The organism is Kribbella sp. NPDC049584 (genome assembly GCF_040675555.1).
GTDB lineage: Bacteria > Actinomycetota > Actinomycetes > Propionibacteriales > Kribbellaceae > Kribbella.
Window position 1 is genome coordinate 192,175 of the sequence record NZ_JBFAPF010000016.1, and the last position, 22,460, is coordinate 214,634.

The following is a 22,460-nucleotide window of genomic DNA, read 5'->3' on the forward strand; positions in this document are numbered from 1 at the left end:
GGTCAGGACACAGACACAACTCAGCCGATTGCGGTAGGTGACGAGCCGACCGCGCTCTGAGACCTAACCGTTACATTGCCGCTCGCCCCGCGAGATTCCCCCGCCGACCCGTAACTCGGCAGCGATGACCCGAAATCCCTGCCCCGTAAGCAATCCCGGGCATGCCGAAGGGCCCGGACGCGCAAGGTCCGGGCCCTTCGTGCTTACTTCAGGGTGGGCCACCGATGGGTGGTGGTGGCACCTTGTGTAACGACCGACTGCTCAGACGGTGACGGCCACTTCCGCGACCTCGCCGTACTGCGCGACCACCTGGCGGTCGACCGGGTCGGCCTTCGGGGCCAGCGTCCGCAGCGTCCAGCTGCCGGGCGCCGCGAAGAACCGGAAGTGCCCGGTGGCCGACGTCGGCACCTCGGCGGTGAACTCACCGGTCGAGTCCAGCAGCCGCACGTACGCGCCGCCGACCGGCTCCTCGCCGCGCAGCACCTGGCCCTGGATCACGGCTTCCTTGTCGACGTCGACACCCTTGAGGTCGAGGCCGCCCTTCGTTGCTCCGCACATGTGTCAGGCCTTTCCGGGTTCGTCGCCGAGGGCAACGGGTACGCCGACCAGCGAGCCCCACTCGGTCCAGGAACCGTCGTAGTTCTTCACGTTCTCCTGGCCGAGGATCTCGTGCAGCACGAACCAGGTGTGCGCCGAGCGCTCGCCGATCCGGCAGTACGCGATCGTGTCCTTGCCGAAGTCCACGCCGGCGTCGGCGTACAGCTGCTTCAGCTCGTCGTCGGCGCGGAACGTGCCGTCGTCGTTGGCCGCCTTGCTCCACGGGATGTTCGCCGCGGTCGGGATGTGACCCGCGCGCTGCGCCTGCTCCTGAGGCAGGTGGGCCGGGGCGAGCAGCCGGCCGGCGTACTCGTCGGGGCTGCGGACGTCGACCAGGTTCTTCACGCCGATGGCCTCGTTGACCTCGTCGCGGAACGCGCGGATGTCCAGGTTCGGGGCCTTCGCGGCGTACTCGGTCGCGTCGCGCTTGACGACCTCGTCGGTCAGCTCGCGGCTGTCGAGCTCCCAGCGCTTGCGGCCGCCGTCGAGCAGGCGGACGTCCTCGTGGCCGTAGAGCTTGAAGTACCAGTACGCGTACGCGGCGAACCAGTTGTTGTTGCCGCCGTACAGCACGACCGTGTCGTCGTTCTTGACGCCGCGCTCGGACAGCAGCGCGCTGAACTGCTCCTGGTTGACGAAGTCCCGGCGGACCGCGTCCTGCAGATCGTCCTTCCAGTCCAGCTTGATGGCTCCGGCGATGTGGCCGGCGTCGTACGCCGAGACGTCTTCGTCGACCTCGATCAGGACGACACCGGCGTCGTTCTTGTGCTCCTCGACCCAGTCGGCCGAGACGAGCGCGGATTCCCTGCTCATGTGTGCTGCCTCTCAGTTGGTAGCGGTGGTTGGCGTACGAATGCGGTGGATCAGCAGATAGGCCTCGCAGCCGAGGCAGAGCCCGACGGCCGCGTTCACGAACGCGGCGACCAGGGCGAATCCGGTGGCGACCACGCCCAGCACGGTGACGCCGGTCAGGTACCCGATCAGACCGGCGACCGCGAAGACGAGGCCGACCAGCTGGGCGAACCGCGGCGGCGCCGCGTCCTCCAGTTCCTGCGGCGGGCCGATCCGGGGCCGGACCAGCCGCTTGAACAGCTGCCCGTACGGCGAGGCCTGCACGCCGAACGCGACCGAGATCGCGAACACCACGGCCTGCACGGCCAGCGGCCACGGGGTGTTCAGTACGAGCGTCAACGCCAGGACGACCGTGGTCACCCCGGCCGCGAACCGCAGTCCGCGGGGATCAACCTTCTGTGCCGCCGATGATTCGGACATGACGACTCCTGCGAGGAGGAGGGCTGTCGAGCCGGACCCGCCCGGGTGTGCGGGGAGGCGACGTACGCGGAACCGTGCTCAGCGACCGGTTCCGCAGCGCTCGGGACGCCGCCTGGTCAGCGGCGTCGACACAGCGATGAGCGCACCCGGCAGTTGTCCACTGCCCTGCGCTTCGTCAGCCATGTCGTGTAAACCACGGATCGAGCGTACGGAACCCGGGCGGACCTGCCGACCGTGGTCCCATTACTTGAGACAACTGATCACATGGTGATATCAGACGCGGACGACGTTGGTGCCCGCTACCTTGTCGTGCAGCGCCTGCTTCTTGTCGTCCCAGAGCGGCCAGAGGTAGTTGATCAGCGCGATGAAGCCGGCCAGCGTGCCGACCAGCGGGACCAGGCCGACCGCGCTGAGCGCGATCTCGAAGCCGTACCGCTTGGCGACCGCCGCGCCGGGCGGATTGCCGGGGACGTCCCGCAGACGGACCGCGATCCCGAGCAGCATTTTGCCCGGGGTGGCGCCCTTCTTGGTCAGGAACAGGTACTCGTAGGCGAACGACACCACGAGACCGATCAGGACCGCCGGGATCATCCACTTGTAGACCTCGGGCGGCAGCGAGGTCGTGGTCGTCGGGGTGCCGGCCTCGGCCGCGTCCATGGTGGTCTTGAGGTAGTCCCACAGGACCTGTGAGTACTTGTAGTAGAAGTAGCCGGTCAGCGGCAGTCCGATGATGCCGACGATGATCGAGTCGATGATCCGCGCGAACACCCGCCGCCACCAGCCCGAGAGCAGCTGACCATCCGGGGTGGTGTTCGGACGCTTGCCCGGGTAGCCGTAACCCTGCTGCTGCGGGTGCCCGTACTGCGGCTGCCCGTACTGCGGCTGCCCGTACTGCGGCTGCCCGTACTGCTGCGGTCCGGCGTACTGGCCGTACTGCGGCTGCTGAGGCTGCTGCGGCGGGGCGTACTGGCCGTACTGCGGTTGAGCCGGACGGGTCGGCTCGCTCGGAGCCGCGCCACCGCCGTACACCTGACCGTGCTGAGCGGCCTGGCCGTACTGCGATGCGGCGCCGAACTGCCCTTGGTACGGCGATGGGCCCTGTTGCGCGCGGCGCTGGTCCGTCCAGGTGTTGCCGTCCCAGTACCGCTGCTGGGTCGGGTCCGCGGGGTCGTCGTACCAACCGGCTGGAGAGCTCACCTGGAGAGTCTTGCTTACACGCAGGGGCATGCGCCATTCGGTGGCACGTACCGGACGGTCGTCAGCTCGCCTGGCGGTCGATCGCGGTCGCCAGCGCGGCGATCACGTCGGGCTTGCGCGGTGCTCCGCTGGCGCGCTTGACCACGGCTCCGGTGCTGTCGAGCACCAGCGTGGTCGGCGTACGCAGGATGTCGAGGCGGCGTACCAGCTCCAGGTGGGACTCCGCGTCCAGCTCGACGTGCCGCACTCCGTCGACCATGCCCTCGACCTCGGCCAGCGTCCGCCGGGTCGCTCGGCACGGCGCACAGAACGCCGACGAGAACTGCAGCAGGGTCGCCCGCTCGCCGAGCTCCCCACCGACCTCCGAGGCCGTCACCCGCTCCACGTCGTCCTCGCTCTTCCCACGGAACCGCCCGTCAACCCAGGCCTTGAGCGCACTGAGCAGCACGCCGACGGCCACGGCCGCGACGAGCACCCACACACCAAGACTCACAGTTATCCACGGTACGACCCCTCATCCACCTTTCAACCACCCGTTTCACCCACTGAGAACAGCACGCGGGTCAACGGTCAACTGGTGGCTGGAGTGCCCGGTCGGCCAGGGCAAGGTGTCGTCCCCGTCGCCCGGGTACCGCGGCACCACGTGAACGTGCAGGTGGTCGAGGCTCCGGCCGGAGCCCGGCCCACTCGCATTCAACAGGCAGACACCGGTCGCACCCAGCCCCGCCATCATCCGCTGAGCTATGCGCTGCGCCAGGTTCATAACCTGCGCCAGATCGGCGGGCCGGGCGTCCAGCACGCCTGCAGCGGTGTGACGGCGCGGGACAACCAGGGTGTGGCCCGGTGCGATTTCCTCGCCCGGAAGAGGGAAGAACGCGACGGCGGCGTCCTCTTTCACGAGCAGGTCGGGTGAGTCGGTGGAGATGAGGTCGCAGAACACGCAGGCGTTCATCCGGTGATTCTGTCTTAATTGGCGTGTGGAGACTGGGTTGGTCGTGCGGTCCGGGGTGGTGATTCCTGAGGGCGAGCTGGCGTGGCGGTTCTCGCGGTCGAGTGGACCGGGTGGGCAGTCGGTGAACACCACCGACAGCCGGGTCGAGCTGAGCTTCGACGTGGCGGGCACGTCGGCGTTGAGCGACGTACTGAAAGCGCGGGCGCTCGAGCGGCTCCAGTCGCGGCTGGTGGACGGGGTCGTGACGATCGCGGCCTCGGAGTACAAGTCGCAGTGGCGTAACCGGGAGGCTGCCCGGGAGCGGCTGGTCACGCTGATGCGTGAAGCGATCGCGCCGCCGCCCCGGAAGAGGCGGCCCACCAAACCGAGCAAAGCGTCGGTGCGCCGGCGCCTGGACGACAAGAAGCGCCGGGGTCAGACCAAGCGCCTGCGAGGTCGGCCGGACGACTAGGGCCTGTCTGGTGATCCAGCGCCGTAGCGAGGAGGTGCTCGGTGCGGTGCATCGGCGCGCGGGGGCGAAGGGGTCGATGCGGAGCATCGTTCCGTTTGCACCCGTGCGGCGAGGTGCCGTGCCGAGTGCCCCGCAGTAGGCGCTGGATCACCAGACAGGCCCTAAGGCGGCCCTCTGGCTGGTTACGCTTCCGACGTGCAGGAAACGGGGAGCGGGGGGTCGGAACAAGAGGAGCCGGAAGACCTCCCGGAGTTCCAGGACCTGAAGGTGCACTGCCAGACCACGCGCTGAGTAGCGTCCCCGGCTCCATCGCCACGCGGCGAATCTACCTCTCGGGGAGCTCTCCCCGGCCGGGTCGGTCAGCCGCCCGCGAAGGGTGGCAGCGCGTCGACCAGAGCGCCCTGGCGCAGCGGCGTGGCCGGGTCGGCGCGCTCGCCGTCCAGCAGGAAGGTGCAGATCGACAGCACCCGCGCCAGCTCCGGCCGGTCGGTCGAGACGGCGGTGACCAGGTCGCGGATGGACCCTGCCTCGGCGGTCGCCGAGGACGCTCCCGCGGCTGAACGCGCGGCAGCGAAGTACCTGATGGTGACTTCCGGCATCTGGTCGGCGCCTCACTAATCGGTTAAGTCTTCGGCTATTATGTCAGCTTGCTGTTATGCCCAGTGTGTCTCAGGCCCCCGGCAACGACGCCGTCGGGGCCTGACGTGCACGAGGACCGGATCGCATCCTCGGGATCCGATGATCAGCACAAGGAGACGGCGTGAGCACGTTGCTTCTGCTGACGAACGCGCTGCAGGCCTCCACCGAGGTCCTGCCCTCGCTCGCTCTGCTCCCGCACCAGATCCGCATCCTGCCGCCCGAGGTCGCCGCGCTGGTCGACGCGCCTGACGCGGACGCCGTGCTGCTGGACGCCCGCCGCGACCTGGTCGCCGTTCGGAGCGCCTCCCGGCTGATCCGCACCACCGGCATCGACGTACCGCTCATCCTGGTCGTGACCGAGGGCGGTCTGACCGCCGTCAACGCCGACTGGGGCGCGGACGACGTACTGCTCGACACCGCGGGTCCGGCCGAGATCGAAGCCCGGTTGCGCCTCGTCATCGGCCGGCTTGCCGCGACCCGGAACGACGAGCCCGAGTCCACGCTGATCCGCAGCGGCGACGTCGTGATCGACGAGGCGTCGTACACGGCGAAGCTCAACGGGCGGGCGCTCGACCTGACCTACAAGGAATTCGAGCTGTTCAAGTTCCTGGCGCAGCACCCGGGCCGCGTGTTCACCCGTGAGCAGCTGCTGCAGGAGGTCTGGGGCTACGACTACTTCGGCGGCACGCGGACCGTCGACGTACACGTACGCCGCCTGCGCGCGAAGCTCGGCCCCGAGCACGAGTCGCTCATCGGGACCGTGCGGAACGTCGGCTACCGCTTCGTCGTACCGCCGACCACCCGTGAGCCCGCCGACGCGAAGGTCTGAGCCCGGCTCAGAAGAAGAACTTCAGCAGCGTAAAAGCGAGCCCGGCCGCCGCGCACAGCGCCGCCTTCCAGGACCCGAGGCCCTGCCGGAACCCCGCCACGAACGTCCCGACTGTGACCGGCACCAGCATCACCAGCAACGTGACGCCGGCCGCGTGAACGCCGACGTGCGATTGCAGCGTCAGCAACCAGCCGACGACGAACGCGAAAGCCAATCCGAGCCAGCTACCGGTCCGGACCGATCCATCACCTGCATCGCTGCGGTGCCCACGATGCGACGCGCGAGGGGCCCGTCGATGTGAGGTCGGAGCAACGTGCGCCATTCACTCACCTTCCGTAAGTGCCTGAGCACGCAAGGTACCAGGAAGGTTGGTGAGGACGAAAAACCGGTACGTCGCAGCGGGCGCGCGACGTACCGGCTTTCGCTCAGCCTTCGACCAGGCTCAGGAGCCGATCGAGATCCGGTCGGTGGCGACCGGGGTGTACGGGTCGTGCGCGGTCAGGTAGTTGGCGAACGCGTCGATGTCGAGCCCGCCGAACACCTTGTTCGTCGCGGTGGTGAAGGCCGGGAAGCCGTCGCCGCCGTCGGAGAGGAAGTTGTTCGTGACGATGCGGTACGACGTACCGTCCACCAGCGGCTGCCCGCCGATCTTGATCGAGCCGGCCACGAGCTTCGAGCCCGCCGCGGCCGCCGGGTTCCAGGTGTAGGTGATGCCCGCGACCTGGAGGACCTTGTACTTCGACGCGTCCGGACCGTTCAGCCCGGAGAACTGCTGCTCGAGCAGCGTCTTGATCTGCGCCCCGGTCATGTCCATCGAGACCAGGAAGTTGTTGAACGGTTGCACAGTGAACGCCTGCCCGAAGGTGACCTCACCGTTGTTCGACGCGAGGTCCGCGCGGATGCCGCCCGGGTTCATGAACGCGGCGACCGGGGTCTTCCCGCCGGACACGACGGACGGGTCGGCCAGCTGTGCGTCGGCGATCAGGTTGCCCAGCGGCGATTCGAGCGAGTCGTCGGGCGTCCGCACCACCGATGGGGTGGTGATGTGGCCGATCACCTTGGTCTCGATCGGCGCGACCAGCTTCTTGTACTTCGCGATAAGGTCAGCCGTCTTGCGGTCCTGCACGACGTCCTGGGTGACGATCTGGTTGTTCGCCAGCGTGTTCACCCGGTCCACGTCGCCGGTTGCGTTGTCGATGCTCAGCCGGACGTCGGTGACGAGCCGGCCGAACGACGAGGCGCTGGTGACGAGCCGCGGCTTACCGGCCTTGTCCGGCAGGGAGCAGTTGTACGCCTGATGGGTGTGGCCGGAGAGGATCGCGTCGATCTCCGGGTCCAGGCCGGCGTTGATGTCGACGATCGGGCCGGAGATGCCCGGGCAGCTGTTGTACGCCTTCGAATCGGCCGGGAAGCCGCCCTCGTGCAGCAGCACGACGATCGACTTCACACCCTTCTTCTTCAGCACCGGGACCAGCGCGTTCGCGGTCTCGACCTCGTCCTTGAAGGTCAAGCCGTCGACACCGGACTTGGTGACGATGTTCGGCGTGTTCTCCAGCGTCATGCCGATGAAGCCGACCTTCTGGCCGTCCGCGAACGTCTTGATCGTGTACGGCGCGAACAGGGTCTTCTGGGTGTTGGTGAAGAACACGTTCGCCGAGAGGTACTTGAACTTGGCGCCGGTGAACGGGTGCGCCGGGTCCGGGCAGGAGTTCTGGTTGTTCTGCCCGTCACCGTCGGGCAGGCAGCCGCCGGTCTGCATCCGGAGCAGCTCATGCCAGCCCTCGTCGAACTCGTGGTTGCCCACCGACGCAGCCTCGAGTCCCATCCCGTTCAGCGCTTCGATCGTCGGCTCGTCGTGGAACGCGGCCGACAGCAGCGGCGAGGCGCCGATCAGATCCCCGGCGGCGACCGTGACCGAGTCCTGGCCCTTCGCCTTGGCGGCGGCCCGCAGATCCTTCAGATACGTCGCGAGGTACGCCGCGCCGCCTGCCGGGACGCCGTTGATGTTGCCGCCCGAACCCGTCGCCGGCTCCAGGTTGCCGTGGAAGTCGTTGATCGCGAGCAGCTGGATCTGGGTGTGCGTCGGCTTCGGCTTCTTCGCCTGTACGGCGGTCTGCGACTCCTTGGCCGTCTGCGTCGCGGCCGCCTGGCTCACGGATCCCCCCGCGGCCAAGGCGAGCACAGCGGCCGTTCCGGCGGCGAGCACTCCGACCGCCCGTCGTCCCCCCGGCCGCGCTTTGTCTCGTCCTGTCAGAGCCATGTCTACTCCGTTGTCTTGGTTGTGAATTCGCTGAAGTTACCTGAGCAGCAAACCCTGTTGCCAGAACCTGAGAAGGAACTCAGCTGAAACCTTTTACTGTGTTCTGGTGACTCTCGAAGCCGTTCCCTCACCGTTGCCCTCGGCCACCGCCGTCGCCGTCACGGAACTCGCCCGCGCGGCAGCACACAGCGACGGCGTGAACCCATTGTCCGAACGCACCCTCCTGCACCTCGACGGCGAGCATCCGAACGACCTCCACGTCCTCGCGTACGAAGGCGACCCGGGCACCATCGAGGTCACCGGCCTGCAGAGCGCCCGCAACCTCGTCGGGTACGCCGCTCTGGCCCCCGACGGCTCGGCCGAACTGGTCGTTGCCCCGCACTTCCGGCGACAGGGCTTCGGTACGGCGCTTCTGCGCATGCTGCTCGACCACGGCGGTTCCCGCACTCGCGTCTGGGCCCACGGACGCCTACCTGGCTCGGACGAGCTGGCCCAGCGGCTCGGTCTCAAGGTGACCCGCGAGCTCTACTTCCTCCGCCGTACCAGGGCTCCACTGCCGGACCCGGTGTGGCCGGACGGGATCGCAGTACGCACGTTCGTGCCCGGACAGGACGACGCCGCTTGGCTGTCGGTCAATGCGGCCGCCTTCGCCGACCACCCGGAGCAGGGCAGTTGGACCGCCGACGACCTGGCCGAACGCATCCGGCAGCCGTGGTTCGACCCCAACGGCTTCTTCCTGGCCGTCGACTCAACCACCGACGCCCTGGCCGGCTTCCACTGGACAAAGGTCGAGGACGGCATCGGCGAGGTCTACGTAGTAGGCGTCTCCCCCACGCACCAGGGTTCCGGCCTAGGGAAAGCCCTAACCCTCCAAGGCCTCCACCACCTACAAGAGGACCGGCACCTCGACTCGATAGTCCTCTACGTAGACGGCACCAACACCCCAGCCCGATCCCTCTACACCTCCCTAAACTTCACCACCGCCGCCCTAGACGTCCAATACGCCCCCGCCTGAGTCTCCTGTGAACGACCTCACACCGAAGTCAGCCGCTCACTTCGCGTCATAACCCCCGCCTCCACCCGTCCCACCACCAACCAGGAGCCGTCCGAGCCTCTAACCCCCCAGCCGGGCGGCTCCTGGCCCCCACGGGTTATCCACAACTGCACCTTTTGACATCGAACCCCGAGCCCAACCCCCGTTACGATCATTTCGACTACGGAGGGCAGACACTCGTGACACACCGCAACACCCCCACCCAAACACTCCTGGCCTGCCTCACCGCCGCCACACTCCTAACCGCCTGCAGCCAAGGCAGCCCGGAGGCCGGCCGCCCCAACACGGCCCCTCCCTCGGCGAGCAGTTCGACGACGACAGCGACGACAGCGATACCGACAACGACGCCGTCCTCTCCCAACGGACTTCCGACCGAGGTTCCGACCCGCCCGGCCGCCGCCTCAGGTCTCCAGCTCGCGGCCGCGGAGGCATTCCTCGGTCATTACGTCGACCTGCTCAACTACGCCTACTCCACTGGTGACACAGCGCCCATGTTGGCTGCGAGTGACAAGGGCTGCGTCGGCTGCGGCGGAACTGCGAAGTACCTCAAGGTGACCAACGGCCGCAACGGTGGCCTCGCCGGAGATTACGCGGACCATCTCGTTGCCGTCACGGATCTGTTCCGCGGTACCGGCGGACATGTTGGCGGGACCGTATCGATTCGCTCCGGAAATTACACCGAGCGCACGAGTCCATCTGCGGCTCCTGCGCAGAAGAAGGCACACACCGAGAGCTGGCAGTTCACCCTCGCACCGGCGAACGGAAACTGGGTGATGTACGAATTGCAGGTCGCGGAATGACGGTCCGCCGCCGGTCGATCGCGATCTCTGTTCTCGTCGCCGTGCAGAGCGCAACCGGTGCGGCGGTGGTAGTCGGTGTTCCTCTCCCGGCCGCAGCAACCGGTGTCGAGTCGACTCGCATAACGAATTCGGCCTACACGGACTCGGGGAAACCTGACAAATCGAAGAAGAAGGCGAAGCTGAAACTGGTCAAGTCAGGGGGCGAAGTCACCCTGACCACCGAACAATCGGGCCGGCAGGCGACCAAATCAACGACACCGTCGAAGAAGGCGACGAAACTGTCGGTGCCGAAGCCCACTTCGAAGATCCACACGCCAGCTGACAAGCGGGATGTCATGCCACTGCGCCTGAACGTTGGAATCTGCGGTCGTGTGCAATCGGACGGGAGTGTCCCGGGGCCGGTTCGGTGCCAGCTTGTGATCACGGATGATCAGAAGCCTTCGCGACGGCGCGTGCCGAGGGTCGTCACTCCGCGGCCGCAGGACGTCAGATGGGAGCAAGTTCTCTCAGAGACCAAGAATGTGTTGTTCCCCGGGCTTGTAGTGAAGGTCAATCCCAAAGACCGGACGTTGGTGAATCTGGACACCATCGTCTACACCGACGACAGCAAGGTCTCGACGACGACCGTGACGCTGCTCGGCTTCCCCGTCGTCGTTGAGGCAACGCCCATCAACTACACCTGGCGCTTCGGCGACGGTTCGCCCCCACTCACCACGAGCACTCCCGGCAAGCCATACCCGTCCAAGGAGATTACGCATAAATACATGAAGCGCGGCGATGTCAGCCTCACGCTCACAACGACCTACGCGGCCCGGTTCAACGTAGCCGGCACAGGGTGGCAGTACGTCGACGGCACTGTGCCCATCACCGGTCCAGCCACGCCGCTTCTGGTTCGGGAAGCTGTTCCTGTGCTCGTTGACCCTGGTCGCTGAGTTGTTCAAATGCCGGTTCGAGTCGTGAGCTGGGCCCGGGCAAGCGTGGCAGTGTGTGCGGGCGTCGTCACAGTGTTGGGCGGGTGTTCAGCACGCGGTGGTCAGGCTAGGGGGCCGGAGGGTGTGCCGGACTCAAGTGTCACCAGCTCGTCTGCGAGTCCGGAGGTGAGCGCGTCTCAGGTCCCGGAGGTCGGCGCTGCGCCGCTGCGGCCGGTGAAGGCAGTTGGGTTGAGTCTGGCGACCGGGTCGGCGTTCGTCGGGTATTACATCGAGTTGCTGAACTATTCGTACGCGACTGGCGATACCGTCCCGCTCCTGGCCGAGAGTGACAAGGGTTGTGTGGGCTGCAAGGGCATTGCGGAGTACACGCGGAAGATCAACGTGAAGAACGGCGGCCTGGAGGGCGACTATGCCGACCACCTGGTCGCCGTCACAAAGATCTATCGAGGCCAGAGTGGACGGTTGGGCGGGTCGGCCGCGATGAAATCCGGCACATATGTCGAGCGCAGTTCGCCTGGGGCATCGCCCGTTCCGCAGGAAAGCTCTACCGGGATGATGCAATTCACGTTGTCTCCGAGCGGCGGCGACTGGGTGATGTACGAGATGGAGATCAAGGAAGACGAGGCGGGCTAATACAGCGCGTTTCTGAGGTGGTTGGTTAGGTGGGTGTGGGCTTCTTGGATTTTGCCGGGGACGGTTAGGAGGTTGGCGTAGCCGTGGCAGAGGGTGGGGTGGGGGACGTGGGTGATCTGGTTGCCGGCGGCTTGGAGGGCTGCGGCGTATTCGAGGCCTTCGTCTCGGAGGGGGTCGAAGCCGGCTGTGGTGAGGTAGGTGGGTGGGAGGCCGGTCAGGTCGTCTGCGCGGATGGGGGAGACGATCGGGTCGGGGCGGATGGTGGGGTCGGGGGTGTAGTGGTCGCGGTACCAGATGATGTCGTTCTCGCTGAGGATGAAGCCTTCGGAGAAGAGGTCCCGGCTGGGGCGGCGGGCTACCAGGTCGACTGACGGGTAGAGCAGGACCTGGAGGGCGGGGTGCGGGAGGCCTCGGCGTACGGTCTGCTGGGCTACTACGGCGGCCAGGTTGCCTCCTGCGCTGTCGCCGCCGATGGCGACCAGGTCCGGATCGACGCCCAGGTCCTGGGCGTGCTCGACGGCCCAGGTGAAGGCGGCGATCGCGTCCTCCGCGGCTGACGGTGCGGGGGCTTCGGGGGCGAGGCGGTAGTCGACGGACAGTACGCGGATCCCGGCGTCGGCGGCGATCGCGCGGCACAGGCCGTCGTGGGTGTTGAGGTCGCCCACAACCCACCCGCCCCCATGCAAGAACACCAACAACCCCCGCCCCACCTCACCAGAACCGAAACCAGAACCGAAACCAGAGCCCGAGCCGGATCCAGGGCCGGAGCCGGAGCCGGTGCGCGAGCTAGAGCTGGTCGTGGGGCCTGGTTTTGGGATGTAGAGGCGGGCTTCTAGTTGGCCGGCGGAGCCGCGGATGGTTAGGTCGGTTACTCGTTGTAGTTCGGCGGGGGTGCCGGGGATCAGTTTGCAGAGGTTGCGGAAGTGGGCGCGGGCGGTGGCCGCGTCGGTTTTTGTTGTGTGAGGCAACAGGTTGTCGAGGCGGAGGAGCAGCTGGAGGTCGGGGTCGAGGACGTTGCCGTCGATCTGGATCGGTGCGCCGGCGAGGCGGCGCCGGACCGCCGCGGGGAGGGCGTACAGCGGGGTCAGCGCATTGGCTTGTACGGCGTTCACCGTGTCTCGCAGTACCGAATCCAGTCGTGAGTTCACAAGGAGTGACGCTAGCAACCGCAGCCCTCGGAAGCGGTCCAGAGGCAAGGAAAACGTCACAGCTGCCAAAACGCGGACGGCTACCCCTCGTTAACCAAAGGATGCGATGCTGGACGGCGTGGCTGGAGACTTGCTGGCATCCCACAACCGGGAGTACGACGTCGAGCCGCCGTACGACATCAGTGCGGCCGGCGATCTTCCAGTTGACCGGTTCTCCGATCGGGAGCTGAGCTGGCTCGCGTTCAACCAGCGTGTCCTGGAGCTGGCCGAGAACGACCGTATCCCGCTGCTCGAGCGGGCCAAGTTCCTCGCGATCTTCGCCAGCAACCTGGACGAGTTCTACATGGTCCGGATCGCCGGCCTGAAGCGCCGTATCGCGGCCGGCGTCGCGGTGCGGGCGGCCAGTGGCCTGCTCCCCCGCGAGGTCCTCGACCGCAGCCTGGCCAGGAGCCGCGAGCTGATGGACCGCCAGGCCGAGACCTGGCGCAAGTCGGTGCAGCCGGCTCTGGTCGATCAGGGCATCGAGATTCTCCGCTGGGACGAGCTGCAGCACAGCGAACGCGAAGAGATGACCCGCTTCTTCCGGGAGCGCGTGTTCCCGGTGCTGACGCCGCTGGCGGTCGACCCGTCGCACCCCTTCCCGTACATCTCCGGCCTGAGCCTCAACCTGGCGGTCGTGGTCCGCAACCCTGACACCGGCGGCGAGCACTTCGCCCGGGTCAAGGTGCCGCCGCTGCTGCCGCGGTTCGTGAAGGTCGACGAGGGCCGCTTCGTCCCGCTCGAAGACGTCATCGCGACCCACCTGGGCCAGCTCTTCCCGGGCATGGAGGTCACCCAGCACCACACCTTCCGGGTGACTCGCAACGAGGACCTCGAGGTCGAAGAGGACGACGCGGAGAACCTGCTGGCCGCGCTCGAGAAGGAGCTGCTGCGTCGCCGGTTCGGTCCGCCGGTCCGACTCGAGGTCGAGGAGTCGATCGACCCGCAGGTGCGTGCGCTGCTGCTGTCCGAGCTGGGCGTCACCGAGTCCGAGGTGTTCGAGCTTCCCGGCCCGCTGGACCTGCGCGGTCTGTTCACGATCGCCAGTCTGGACCGGGCCGAGCTGAAGTACCCCGGGTTCGTGCCGTCGACGCATCCACACCTGGCCGAGGTCGAGACCTCCAACCCGGCCGACATGTTCCACGCCCTCAAGCAGCGCGACGTGCTGGTCCACCACCCGTACGACTCGTTCTCCACAAGCGTCCAGCGCTTCATCGAGCAAGCGGCCGCCGATCCGCACGTGCTGGCGATCAAGCAGACCCTGTACCGGACCAGTGGTGACTCGCCGATCGTCGACGCCCTGATCGACGCGGCCGAGGCCGGCAAGCAGGTCCTGGTGCTGGTGGAGATCCAGGCGCGCTTCGACGAGCAGGCGAACATCAAGTGGGCCCGTCAGCTGGAGCACGCCGGCTGTCACGTCGTGTACGGCGTGATCGGCCTGAAGACGCACTGCAAGCTGTCGATGGTCGTCCGCGACGAGCCCGACGGCCTGCGCCGCTACGCGCACATCGGGACCGGCAACTACCACCCGAAGACCGCCCGGCTCTACGAGGACCTCGGCCTGCTCACCAGCGACAAGGTGGTCACCGAGGATGTCGCACTGCTCTTCAACCACCTGTCCGGCTTCGGCCGCAGCGCCGGGTACCGGCGGATCCTGGTCGCGCCCCAGTCGGTACGCCGGGGGCTTGTCGAGCGGATCGACCGCGAGGTGCAGCATCACCTGGCCGGCCGCCCCGCACGGATCCGCATCAAGGTGAACAGCCTGGTCGACGAGGCGCTGTGCGACGCGCTGTACCGGGCGTCACAGGCCGGCGTACCGGTCGACCTGTGGATCCGCGGCATCTGCACGCTGCGTCCCGGCATACCGGGTCTCTCGGAGAACATCCGCGTCCGCAGCATCCTGGGCCGGTTCCTCGAGCACAGCCGCGTGTTCCTGTTCGAGAACGGCGGTGAGCCGGAGGTGTGGATCGGCTCGGCCGACCTGATGCACCGCAACCTGGACCGCCGCGTCGAGGTGCTCGTCCAGCTGAAGGAGCCCGACCACGTCATCGAGCTGGGCGAGATGTTCGACCTGGCGATGGACGACACCACCGGCTCCTGGTGGTTGCAGCCGGACGACAGCTGGGAGCCACGGCTGATCGGATCGGACGGGCAGCCGCTGCGTGACCTGCAGGAGCGCCTGATCGCGACACGCGGGCGCCGCCGTGCGATCGACCCCATCAGCTAGCTGGCGGAGCACATTTCCTAAGGTGAAGGCATGAGCAACCCGGCGACCGTTATCGCCGCGGGTGGTGTCGTCTGGCGGGAGCGCCGCGGCACCCGTGAGGTGCTGTTGGTGCACCGTCCCAGGTACGACGACTGGTCCCTGCCGAAGGGCAAGCTGACCACGCATGAGCACGTGTTGCTCGCAGCGCGCAGGGAGATCGAGGAAGAGACCGGAGTCCGGGTCGTGCTCGGTCCTCCCCTCGGCCTGCAGCGGTACGCCGTCCGCAAGAACGGCGGGACCGCCGAGAAGCTGGTCCATTACTGGGCCGCCGTACCGGTGAACGACGGCGACTTCGAGCCGAACGACGAAGTCGACGAGATCAGCTGGCTCCCGGTCGACAAGGCCCGCAACAAGCTCAGCTACCCGCGTGACGTGGACATCCTCGACGCACTGGAGCATGCTGTGCCCGTGGTGGCCACGGTGGTGGTCGTGCGGCACGCGGAGGCGGTGAAGCGGAAGGACTGGGACGGCAAGGACACGGTCCGCCCGCTCACCAGCAACGGTGAGGCGGTTGCGGAGCGGCTGGTCGACGTACTGGCTGCTCTGGGCGCCAACCGGATCATCAGCAGCGACGCGGATCGCTGTGCCGCCACAGTGACGCCGTACGCCGCTTCCATCGGCCGGCACATCCACCTCTGGCCGGAGATCTCGGAGCGCGGGTACGACGCCGATCCGGACGGACTGCGCGGCCTGGCGGAGCGGGTGTGGCGGTCGGGCAAGGTGACCGTCGTCTGCTCGCACCGGCCGGTGCTCCCGGCGCTGGCCCGCGAGCTGGGCCTCAAGGTGGGCAAGTTCTCCACAGGGTCGTTCCTGGTCGCGCACCGGCTCGCTGACGGCCGCCTGGTTCACGAACGCTTCGGTGCGCCGTAGCTGCGCGACACGGCTCGGTGACGATCCAGGCACAGCCGACGGGGCGGCCGGGTGACACTGGAGGTGACGGGTATGTTCCTACCCGAGGAACCGGCGTCCCACCGGGTGCCGGTCTGAGGAGAGGTTCGGGGCGCACCATGACGATGATGCGAGAACTGACACTGATCGGGATCCGGATGGAATCGCCCAACCGGGCCCCGGTAATGATGCTGCGCGAGACCGAGGGCTACCGCTACCTGCCGATCTCGATCGGCTCGGTCGAAGCAACCGCGATCGCGTACGAGGAGCAGGGCCTGCGTCCGTCGCGACCGCTCACGCACGACCTGATGCGCGACCTGATCGAGGCGTTCGGCGTCCATATCGAGGCAGTCGAGATCGTCGAGCTGCGCGACGCCGTCTTCTACGCCGAACTCGTGCTCGCCAACGGCGTCCGCGTCTCCGCCAGACCGAGCGACTCGGTCGCGCTCGCCGTCCGCCTCGGTACGCCGATCCGCTGCACCGAACAGGTGCTCCGCGAGGCCGGCATCGCCACCCCCGAAGAGGAACAGGCCGAACTCGAACGCTTCCGTCAGTTCCTCGACAGCGTCGCCCCGGAGGACTTCTCCAGCTGACCCTCCACCGTGCGCTACGATCCGAGCGCGCACTGGTGGCAGGGGTGACCTCCGGGCGCTTTCACCTGGGGGACTCAGCCATGCGCAGAACCGTCGCCACCGCGACCGTCGCCGTACTTCTCGCCGCGCTCCAGACCACCACCGCACAGGCCGCGCCACCGCCGCCAACCGATGTGCAGGTCAGCTGGTCGGACGCGGCGACCAGCCTGATGCGGGTGGGGTGGACGGATGCCGGTGCCTCCAACAAGGTGCGCATCGAGTACCAGGACGGATCAGTTCCGACGGACTGGCTCCCTACCCCGGGCAACGACTTCAACCATCGCTGGGCGGTGCAGTGGGGGAAGATCGCGCGGGTCGCCGTGGTAACGACCGACGCGACCGGCGACAGTGCGGCGGCCTACTCACCCTGGTTCGACACGACCATCCCCGGAGCTCCCACCGTGACCGCCGCGGTTCCGCAGGCGGACGGGTCACTCCGGCTCACGTGGAGCAACCCTCCGGCTCCGAAAGACACCACGCCGGGCGATCCGCTGGACCTGCCGGTCGGGCAGGTCGGCGAGGTCGGAGTGAAGATCTGGACCCAGCCCGCCGACAAGCAGGAGTGGTTCCCGCACCCGCTCGGCACTACGACCGCGGTCGTGCCGCCGCGCCCGCGTCCCCAGTCGACCCGCGTCATAGCGACGAACGAGTGGGGTGGGTCGTCCCCCGACGACGTCTACTACACGGACATGAAGTTCGCCTTGAAGGCCGGACCGGCGTACGGCGTCTTCGGCAAGCAGATGACGATCTCCGGTATCGCGGGCGCGCTGCTGTGCGACAACCCGGGCAACTGCGGCGCCGGCCGGCTGTTCGGTGGCGCGGGGATTCCGGTCACGATGCAGACCAGGGCGAACGCGTCCAAGCCATGGGAGTACGCCGGGCGCTACACCTCGATCGACCTGTACGGGTTCGAGGCACAACCGGTCGCGGCCGGCGGTCGCGAGTACCGCTTCTACGCCCCGGCCTGGAAGGGCTACTCGATGGTGACGGCGATGTCGATCTCGGGCTCGAAGTACATCCCGACGCTGGCGAACTTCGCCGTTGCCGGGTTCAACGTGACGACCGCACAGGTCGGGCAGATGGTCAAGCTGACCGTGGACGTGAAGCCGGGCGGGACCGTGAAGGGCGCGCTGCAGCGCTGGGACGGCAAGTACTGGCGCAGCGTGCTGACCGTGCCGGTTGCTAAAGGTAAGGCAACGATGTACGTCCGGGCTGCCGGACGCGGCACGACGACGTACTACCGTGTTGCCGTCCCGGGGATGACGTATTACGGGCTGCCGATCCAGACGACGGGCAGTCGATCGTTCACGCTGAGGGTGCGCTGAGCGTTACCGGAACGAGAGCAAACAGCCGTTTACATCGACAGAGTGTGACGGCTCTTAACTCAGTTCACCTAATAGCCGCCTGTCGGCATGCCAGGCGTCGCACAGGCTACCGGAACCGTTCACCGCTCGTTCACCAGTGACGGGCCGGTCGGTCACCTGCTCTCCCTACCGTCTGTGGAAGTTCAAGAAGTCTGATTCCCGCAGAAGGGCAACATTCTCGTGTCCGTCAATCGCCTGCTCCGCGTCGGCTCCGTCGCCGTGGCATCCCTCGGCGTCCTCGCTCTGAGCGCCTGTGGCAGTGACCCCGAGCCGGCCGGCTCCTCGAGCCCCGGTTCCTCGACGTCGTCCGCCGGTGCAGACTGCCCGCAGGGCACCCTGAACGCTGAGGGCTCCTCGGCGCAGAAGAACGCCATCGACGAGGTCATCAGCAAGTACAACGAGAAGTGCGCCGACGTCACGGTGAACTACAACCCGACCGGTTCCGGTGCGGGTATCAAGCAGTTCAACGCGAACCAGGTCGACTTCGCCGGCTCCGACTCGGCGCTGAAGCCCGACGAGATGACCGCGGCCACGAAGCGCTGCGGCGGCAACCCGGCCATCGACCTGCCGATGGTGATCGGCCCGATCGCGATCGCGATCAACGTCGACGGCGTCGACAAGTTCGTCCTCGACGGCCCGACCGCCGCGAAGATCTTCCAGGGCGCGATCAAGACCTGGAACGACCCGGCCATCGCCAAGCTGAACCCGGGCGTGACCTTCCCGTCGGCTCCGATCTCGGTCTTCTTCCGCTCCGACGAGTCCGGCACCACCGAGAACTTCACCAAGTACCTGAAGGCCGCGGGCGGTGGCGCGTGGACCGGTGAGCCGGCCAAGAAGTGGACCGGCACGGGCGCCGGCAAGGAGAAGTCCGCCGGTGTCGCCGAGGGCGTCAAGAGCACCAAGAACTCGATCACCTACGTCGAGTGGTCGTACGCCGTCGACAACAAGCTGACCATCGCCCAGGTCGACACCGGCTCGGGCACCCCGGTCGAGCTGTCCGCCGAGTCCGCCGGTAAGGCCCTGGCCGCCGCGAAGCCGGCCGGCACCGGGTCCGACCTGGCGCTGAAGCTGGACTACGCGACCAAGGCCCCGGGTGCGTACCCGATCATCCTGGCCACCTACGAGATCGCCTGCACCAAGGGTCTCCCGGCCGAGAAGACCGCGCTGGTGAAGAGCTTCCTGAGCTACTTCGCGAGCAAGGACGGCCAGGCTTCGCTGACCGACCTGAACTACGCGCCGCTCCCGGCCGAGATCCAGACCAAGGTCGACGCCGCCATCCAGGCGATCAGCTGATCTCGAAGCAGCACTGATGCGAGCCCCGGCCGGTCCGATGATCCATCGGAGGACGGCCGGGGCTCGCCTCGTCAGACCCAGACGTGACAGATCACGACCCAGGCGCTTGGAGCACGATCGATGAGTAGTCCAGACGGCACGGCACCGCCCGACCGGCCGGACGGCAAGGCCGCCGGACAGGAAGAACCCAGGATCGAGGACCTGGTCCACGAGGACGCGGGGCCGGCCCCGCGGTTCGAGGACCTGGCCGAGGAGCACGCCGAGCACGAGGCGGAGCTCCCGGCCGAAGTGATGACCGAGTCCGGCCCCGAGACCGCGGTCACCGGCGCCGCCACCGGCACAGCCGTCGCGACCGAGCCCGGCAAGAAGATGGAGCTCGGCCCGGTCGGTCATCTCGGTGACCGCCTGTTCAGCACCTTCGCCCGCGGCTCCGGCGCCCTGGTGGTGCTGATCGTCGCGTTCGTCGGGATCTTCCTGCTGGCGCTGGCGATCCCGGCGCTGGCCGACGACAAGAGCAGCTTCCTGTTCTCCCGGATCTGGGAGCCCGGCGGCGACCAGCCCCGGTTCGGTATCGCGGCGATGTTCTACACCACCGTGGTCAGCTCGATCATCGCGATGCTGATCGCGGTTCCGATCGCGATCGGCGTCGCGCTCTTCATCACCTACTACTCCCCCAAGCGACTGGCCCAGCCGGTCGCGTACGCCGTCGACCTGCTGGCCGCGGTGCCGTCGATCATCTACGGCCTGTGGGGCATCATGTTCTTCGCCCCGATCCTGCTGCCGGTGATCAACGGCCTGTCCGACGCACTCGGCTGGATGCCGCTGTTCGCGAAACCGGCCGGCGACAACGTCGGCGTGGTCTTCACGGCCTCCGTCGTACTGGCGATCATGATCCTGCCGGTGGTGACCGCGATCAGCCGGGAGATCTTCGCGCAGACCCCGATCGCGCATCGTGAGGGCGCGCTGGCACTCGGCGCGACCAAGTGGGAGATGATCCGGATGTCGGTCCTGCCGTACGGGCGTTCCGGCGTGGTGAGCGCGTCGATGCTCGGCCTCGGCCGGGCGCTCGGCGAGACCGTCGCCGTACTGATCATCCTGTCGGTGCCCAACGGCAACGACCCGTGGAACTCGTCGATCTTCGCCGGTGGCGAGACGTTCGCGTCGAAGATCGCCAACAACGCCGCCGAGTTCGACTCGCCGGAGAAGACCGGCGCCTACATCGCGGCCGGCCTGGTCCTGTTCGTCGTCACGTTCCTGGTCAACTCCGCGGCCCGGATCATCGTCGACCGCAGCGCCCCCGGCGGTAGGCGCCCCCGGCGCAACCGCAGCGCCGGTGCAGCCCAAGGAGCTTCGTCATGACCGCCATCACCGAGAACAAGCCGGCGTACGACGGTCAGGCGCTGGATCTGACCGGGAAGTCCGGGGCCCGTGCCTTCAAGAACACGCTGGCCACCGTACTGATCGTGCTGGCCTTCGTGATCGCGATGATCCCGCTGCTGTGGATCCTCGGGACCGTCATCAGCAAGGGCTACCACCTGCTGCTGAACGCGGACTGGTGGAGCCAGTCCCAGCGCGGTATCACCGTCCGGCGCGAAGGCGGCGGCGCGTACCACGCGATCATGGGCACGCTGATCATGTCGCTGATCACCGCCGTGATCGCGGTGCCGATCGCCGTCCTCGGCGCGGTCTACCTGGTCGAGTACGGCAAGGGCACCAAGGCCGCGCGGGTCGTGAGCTTCATGATCGACATCCTCACCGGTGTCCCGTCGATCGTCGCCGCACTGTTCATCTACGCGGTCTGGATCACGATCTTCGGCTTCAACCGGGTCGGCTTCGCGGTGTCGCTGTCGCTGGTGCTGCTGATGCTCCCGGTCGTCCTGCGGTCCACCGAGGAGATGCTCAAGCTGGTCCCGGACGAGCTGCGAGAAGCGTCGTACGCGCTCGGGGTGCCGAAGTGGAAGACGATCATGAAGGTGGTCGTGCCGACCGCGTTCGGCGGCATCGTCACCGGCGTCATGCTCGGTCTGGCCCGCGTGATGGGCGAGACCGCGCCGCTGCTGATCCTGGTCGGCTACTCGAAGAACATCAACCTGAACCCGTTCAACGGATTCATGGGCGCGCTGCCGACGATGATCAACCAGGACCGGACCGAGCTGGCGCTGCAGCCGGCCGCGGACCGGGTCTGGGCGGCCGCGCTGACGCTGATCCTGCTGGTCCTTGTCCTCAACGTGCTGGCCCGGCTCGTCGCCCGGTTCAGCGCCATCAAGTCGAAATAGTCACGAGAGGTTCTGAGTCGATATGGCTAAGCGCATCGAGGTCAGCGGCCTCAACGTCTACTACGGCGATTTCAAGGCCGTCGAGGACGTGTCGATGACGGTCGAGCCCCGCTCGGTCACCGCGTTCATCGGTCCGTCCGGCTGCGGCAAGTCCACCTTCCTGCGGACCCTGAACCGCATGCACGAGGTGATCCCCGGCGCCCGGGTCGAGGGCAAGGTGCTGCTGGACCAGCAGGACCTGTACGGCTCCGGGGTCGACCCGGTCGCCGTCCGCCGCGTGGTCGGCATGGTGTTCCAGCGGCCGAACCCGTTCCCGACGATGTCGATCTTCGACAACGTCGCGTCCGGCCTGAAGCTGAACGGCGTCAAGGACCGCAAGAAGCTGACCGAGGTGGTCGAGCGGTCCCTGCACGGCGCGAACCTGTGGAACGAGGTCAAGGACCGCCTCGACAAGCCGGGTGCCGGCCTGTCCGGCGGTCAGCAGCAGCGGCTGTGCATCGCCCGCGCGATCGCGGTCGAGCCCGAGGTGATCCTGATGGACGAGCCGTGCTCGGCCCTGGACCCGATCTCGACGCTCGCGATCGAGGACCTGATCGAGAAGCTGAAGGACCAGTTCACGGTCGTCATCGTCACGCACAACATGCAGCAGGCGGCCCGGGTCTCCGACCAGACCGCGTTCTTCAACCTGGCCGCGACCGGTAAGCCGGGCCGGCTGATCGAGATGGCCCCGACCAAGCAGATCTTCTCCAACCCGTCGGAGAAGGCCACCGAGGACTACATCACCGGTCGCTTCGGCTGATCCGCCGTACGACGGTTTCCTGCCGGGGGCCCCGCCGGGGGTGGGGGGGGGGGGCCCCCCGGGGGGGGGGGGGTCCGCCCCCCACTGGGGGTTAAGGAAAGAGAAACACAGAAAAACAAAAACAAAAAAAAAAAAAGAC

24 protein-coding genes are annotated in these 22,460 nt (G+C 67.3%); 14 read left to right on the plus strand and 10 right to left on the minus strand.

Features of this window, described 5'->3' with window-relative positions; translation table 11 throughout:
* Nucleotides 1-261: 261 nt before the first annotated feature.
* From AB0J62_RS38925 to AB0J62_RS38950, 6 genes are all read right to left on the minus strand, one after another.
* The gene (locus AB0J62_RS38925) at nucleotides 262-558 is read right to left on the minus strand and encodes a DUF1416 domain-containing protein (protein ID WP_134105618.1); all 297 of its coding nucleotides are present in this window, start codon (nucleotides 556-558) and stop codon (nucleotides 262-264) included.
* Nucleotides 559-561: 3 nt separating this feature from the next.
* Entirely contained in the window at nucleotides 562-1,410 is an 849-nt protein-coding gene (locus tag AB0J62_RS38930) for a sulfurtransferase (protein WP_363882343.1), read from the minus strand.
* Between the two features lie 12 nt (nucleotides 1,411-1,422).
* The gene (locus AB0J62_RS38935) at nucleotides 1,423-1,869 is read right to left on the minus strand and encodes a DUF4395 domain-containing protein (RefSeq protein ID WP_363882346.1); all 447 of its coding nucleotides are present in this window, start codon (nucleotides 1,867-1,869) and stop codon (nucleotides 1,423-1,425) included.
* Between the two features lie 273 nt (nucleotides 1,870-2,142).
* The gene (locus tag AB0J62_RS38940; protein WP_363882349.1) at nucleotides 2,143-3,066 is read right to left on the minus strand and encodes an RDD family protein; all 924 of its coding nucleotides are present in this window, start codon (nucleotides 3,064-3,066) and stop codon (nucleotides 2,143-2,145) included.
* Between the two features lie 61 nt (nucleotides 3,067-3,127).
* Nucleotides 3,128-3,559, minus strand: a complete 432-nt coding sequence (locus AB0J62_RS38945; protein ID WP_363882352.1) for a thioredoxin family protein — start codon at nucleotides 3,557-3,559, stop codon at nucleotides 3,128-3,130.
* 45 nt (nucleotides 3,560-3,604) lie between these two features.
* Nucleotides 3,605-4,018, minus strand: a complete 414-nt coding sequence (locus AB0J62_RS38950) for an HIT domain-containing protein (protein WP_363882355.1) — start codon at nucleotides 4,016-4,018, stop codon at nucleotides 3,605-3,607.
* Nucleotides 4,019-4,043: 25 nt separating this feature from the next.
* Between AB0J62_RS38950 and arfB the strand changes: the two genes are divergently transcribed.
* Entirely contained in the window at nucleotides 4,044-4,469 is a 426-nt protein-coding gene (arfB, locus tag AB0J62_RS38955) for an alternative ribosome rescue aminoacyl-tRNA hydrolase ArfB (RefSeq protein WP_363882358.1), read from the plus strand.
* A gap of 359 nt (nucleotides 4,470-4,828) precedes the next feature.
* Here arfB and AB0J62_RS38960 read toward each other — a convergent pair whose 3' ends face one another.
* Entirely contained in the window at nucleotides 4,829-5,068 is a 240-nt protein-coding gene (locus AB0J62_RS38960) for a MoaD/ThiS family protein (RefSeq protein ID WP_363882361.1), read from the minus strand.
* A 161-nt stretch (nucleotides 5,069-5,229) separates the two neighbouring features.
* On the opposite strand from AB0J62_RS38960, the gene AB0J62_RS38965 reads away from it, so the two are divergent.
* The gene (locus tag AB0J62_RS38965; protein ID WP_363882364.1) at nucleotides 5,230-5,937 is read left to right on the plus strand and encodes a response regulator transcription factor; all 708 of its coding nucleotides are present in this window, start codon (nucleotides 5,230-5,232) and stop codon (nucleotides 5,935-5,937) included.
* 7 nt (nucleotides 5,938-5,944) lie between these two features.
* Here the strand turns inward: AB0J62_RS38965 and AB0J62_RS38970 are convergent, their stop codons facing one another.
* Complete coding sequence (locus AB0J62_RS38970) at nucleotides 5,945-6,151, minus strand: hypothetical protein (RefSeq protein ID WP_363882367.1); 207 nt, start codon at nucleotides 6,149-6,151, stop codon at nucleotides 5,945-5,947.
* 228 nt (nucleotides 6,152-6,379) lie between these two features.
* Nucleotides 6,380-8,197: a bifunctional metallophosphatase/5'-nucleotidase gene (locus AB0J62_RS38975; RefSeq protein WP_363882370.1), complete on the minus strand. Its 1,818-nt coding sequence runs from the start codon at nucleotides 8,195-8,197 to the stop codon at nucleotides 6,380-6,382.
* Between the two features lie 106 nt (nucleotides 8,198-8,303).
* Between AB0J62_RS38975 and mshD the strand changes: the two genes are divergently transcribed.
* The 4 genes from mshD to AB0J62_RS38995 all read left to right on the plus strand — a co-directional run bounded on the left by mshD (nucleotide 8,304) and on the right by AB0J62_RS38995 (nucleotide 11,616).
* Entirely contained in the window at nucleotides 8,304-9,212 is a 909-nt protein-coding gene (mshD, locus tag AB0J62_RS38980) for a mycothiol synthase (protein WP_363882373.1), read from the plus strand.
* Between the two features lie 218 nt (nucleotides 9,213-9,430).
* Complete coding sequence (locus AB0J62_RS38985) at nucleotides 9,431-10,051, plus strand: DUF6318 family protein (protein ID WP_363882376.1); 621 nt, start codon at nucleotides 9,431-9,433, stop codon at nucleotides 10,049-10,051.
* The gene (locus tag AB0J62_RS38990) at nucleotides 10,048-10,983 is read left to right on the plus strand and encodes a PKD domain-containing protein (RefSeq protein WP_363882379.1); all 936 of its coding nucleotides are present in this window, start codon (nucleotides 10,048-10,050) and stop codon (nucleotides 10,981-10,983) included. The genes AB0J62_RS38985 and AB0J62_RS38990 overlap by 4 nt, the downstream gene beginning before the upstream one ends.
* A gap of 165 nt (nucleotides 10,984-11,148) precedes the next feature.
* Nucleotides 11,149-11,616 (plus strand): DUF6318 family protein, encoded by a 468-nt coding sequence (locus AB0J62_RS38995; RefSeq protein WP_363882382.1) that lies wholly within the window; start codon nucleotides 11,149-11,151, stop codon nucleotides 11,614-11,616.
* On the opposite strand, the gene AB0J62_RS39000 is transcribed toward AB0J62_RS38995, so the two are convergent.
* Entirely contained in the window at nucleotides 11,613-12,764 is a 1,152-nt protein-coding gene (locus tag AB0J62_RS39000; protein WP_363882385.1) for an alpha/beta hydrolase, read from the minus strand. The genes AB0J62_RS38995 and AB0J62_RS39000 overlap by 4 nt on opposite strands.
* Nucleotides 12,765-12,870: 106 nt before the next feature.
* Between AB0J62_RS39000 and AB0J62_RS39005 the strand changes: the two genes are divergently transcribed.
* The 8 genes from AB0J62_RS39005 to pstB all read left to right on the plus strand — a co-directional run bounded on the left by AB0J62_RS39005 (nucleotide 12,871) and on the right by pstB (nucleotide 22,321).
* Nucleotides 12,871-15,030: an RNA degradosome polyphosphate kinase gene (locus AB0J62_RS39005; RefSeq protein WP_363882388.1), complete on the plus strand. Its 2,160-nt coding sequence runs from the start codon at nucleotides 12,871-12,873 to the stop codon at nucleotides 15,028-15,030.
* A gap of 30 nt (nucleotides 15,031-15,060) precedes the next feature.
* Complete coding sequence (locus AB0J62_RS39010) at nucleotides 15,061-15,939, plus strand: NUDIX domain-containing protein (RefSeq protein WP_363882391.1); 879 nt, start codon at nucleotides 15,061-15,063, stop codon at nucleotides 15,937-15,939.
* 146 nt (nucleotides 15,940-16,085) lie between these two features.
* Nucleotides 16,086-16,550, plus strand: coding sequence for a bifunctional nuclease family protein (locus tag AB0J62_RS39015; RefSeq protein ID WP_363882394.1), 465 nt, complete (start codon nucleotides 16,086-16,088; stop codon nucleotides 16,548-16,550).
* A gap of 80 nt (nucleotides 16,551-16,630) precedes the next feature.
* On the plus strand, nucleotides 16,631-17,914 hold the full coding sequence (locus AB0J62_RS39020; RefSeq protein ID WP_363882397.1) for a hypothetical protein: 1,284 nt from the start codon (nucleotides 16,631-16,633) through the stop codon (nucleotides 17,912-17,914).
* A gap of 219 nt (nucleotides 17,915-18,133) precedes the next feature.
* Nucleotides 18,134-19,246, plus strand: a complete 1,113-nt coding sequence (gene pstS / locus AB0J62_RS39025) for a phosphate ABC transporter substrate-binding protein PstS (protein ID WP_363882400.1) — start codon at nucleotides 18,134-18,136, stop codon at nucleotides 19,244-19,246.
* Between the two features lie 120 nt (nucleotides 19,247-19,366).
* Nucleotides 19,367-20,605: a phosphate ABC transporter permease subunit PstC gene (pstC, locus tag AB0J62_RS39030; RefSeq protein WP_363882403.1), complete on the plus strand. Its 1,239-nt coding sequence runs from the start codon at nucleotides 19,367-19,369 to the stop codon at nucleotides 20,603-20,605.
* A complete protein-coding gene (gene pstA, locus AB0J62_RS39035; RefSeq protein WP_363882406.1) occupies nucleotides 20,602-21,522 on the plus strand; it encodes a phosphate ABC transporter permease PstA in 921 nt (306 codons plus the stop codon). Before pstC ends, pstA begins: the two co-directional genes overlap by 4 nt.
* A gap of 22 nt (nucleotides 21,523-21,544) precedes the next feature.
* Entirely contained in the window at nucleotides 21,545-22,321 is a 777-nt protein-coding gene (pstB, locus tag AB0J62_RS39040; protein WP_350849764.1) for a phosphate ABC transporter ATP-binding protein PstB, read from the plus strand.
* Nucleotides 22,322-22,460 lie beyond the last annotated feature (139 nt).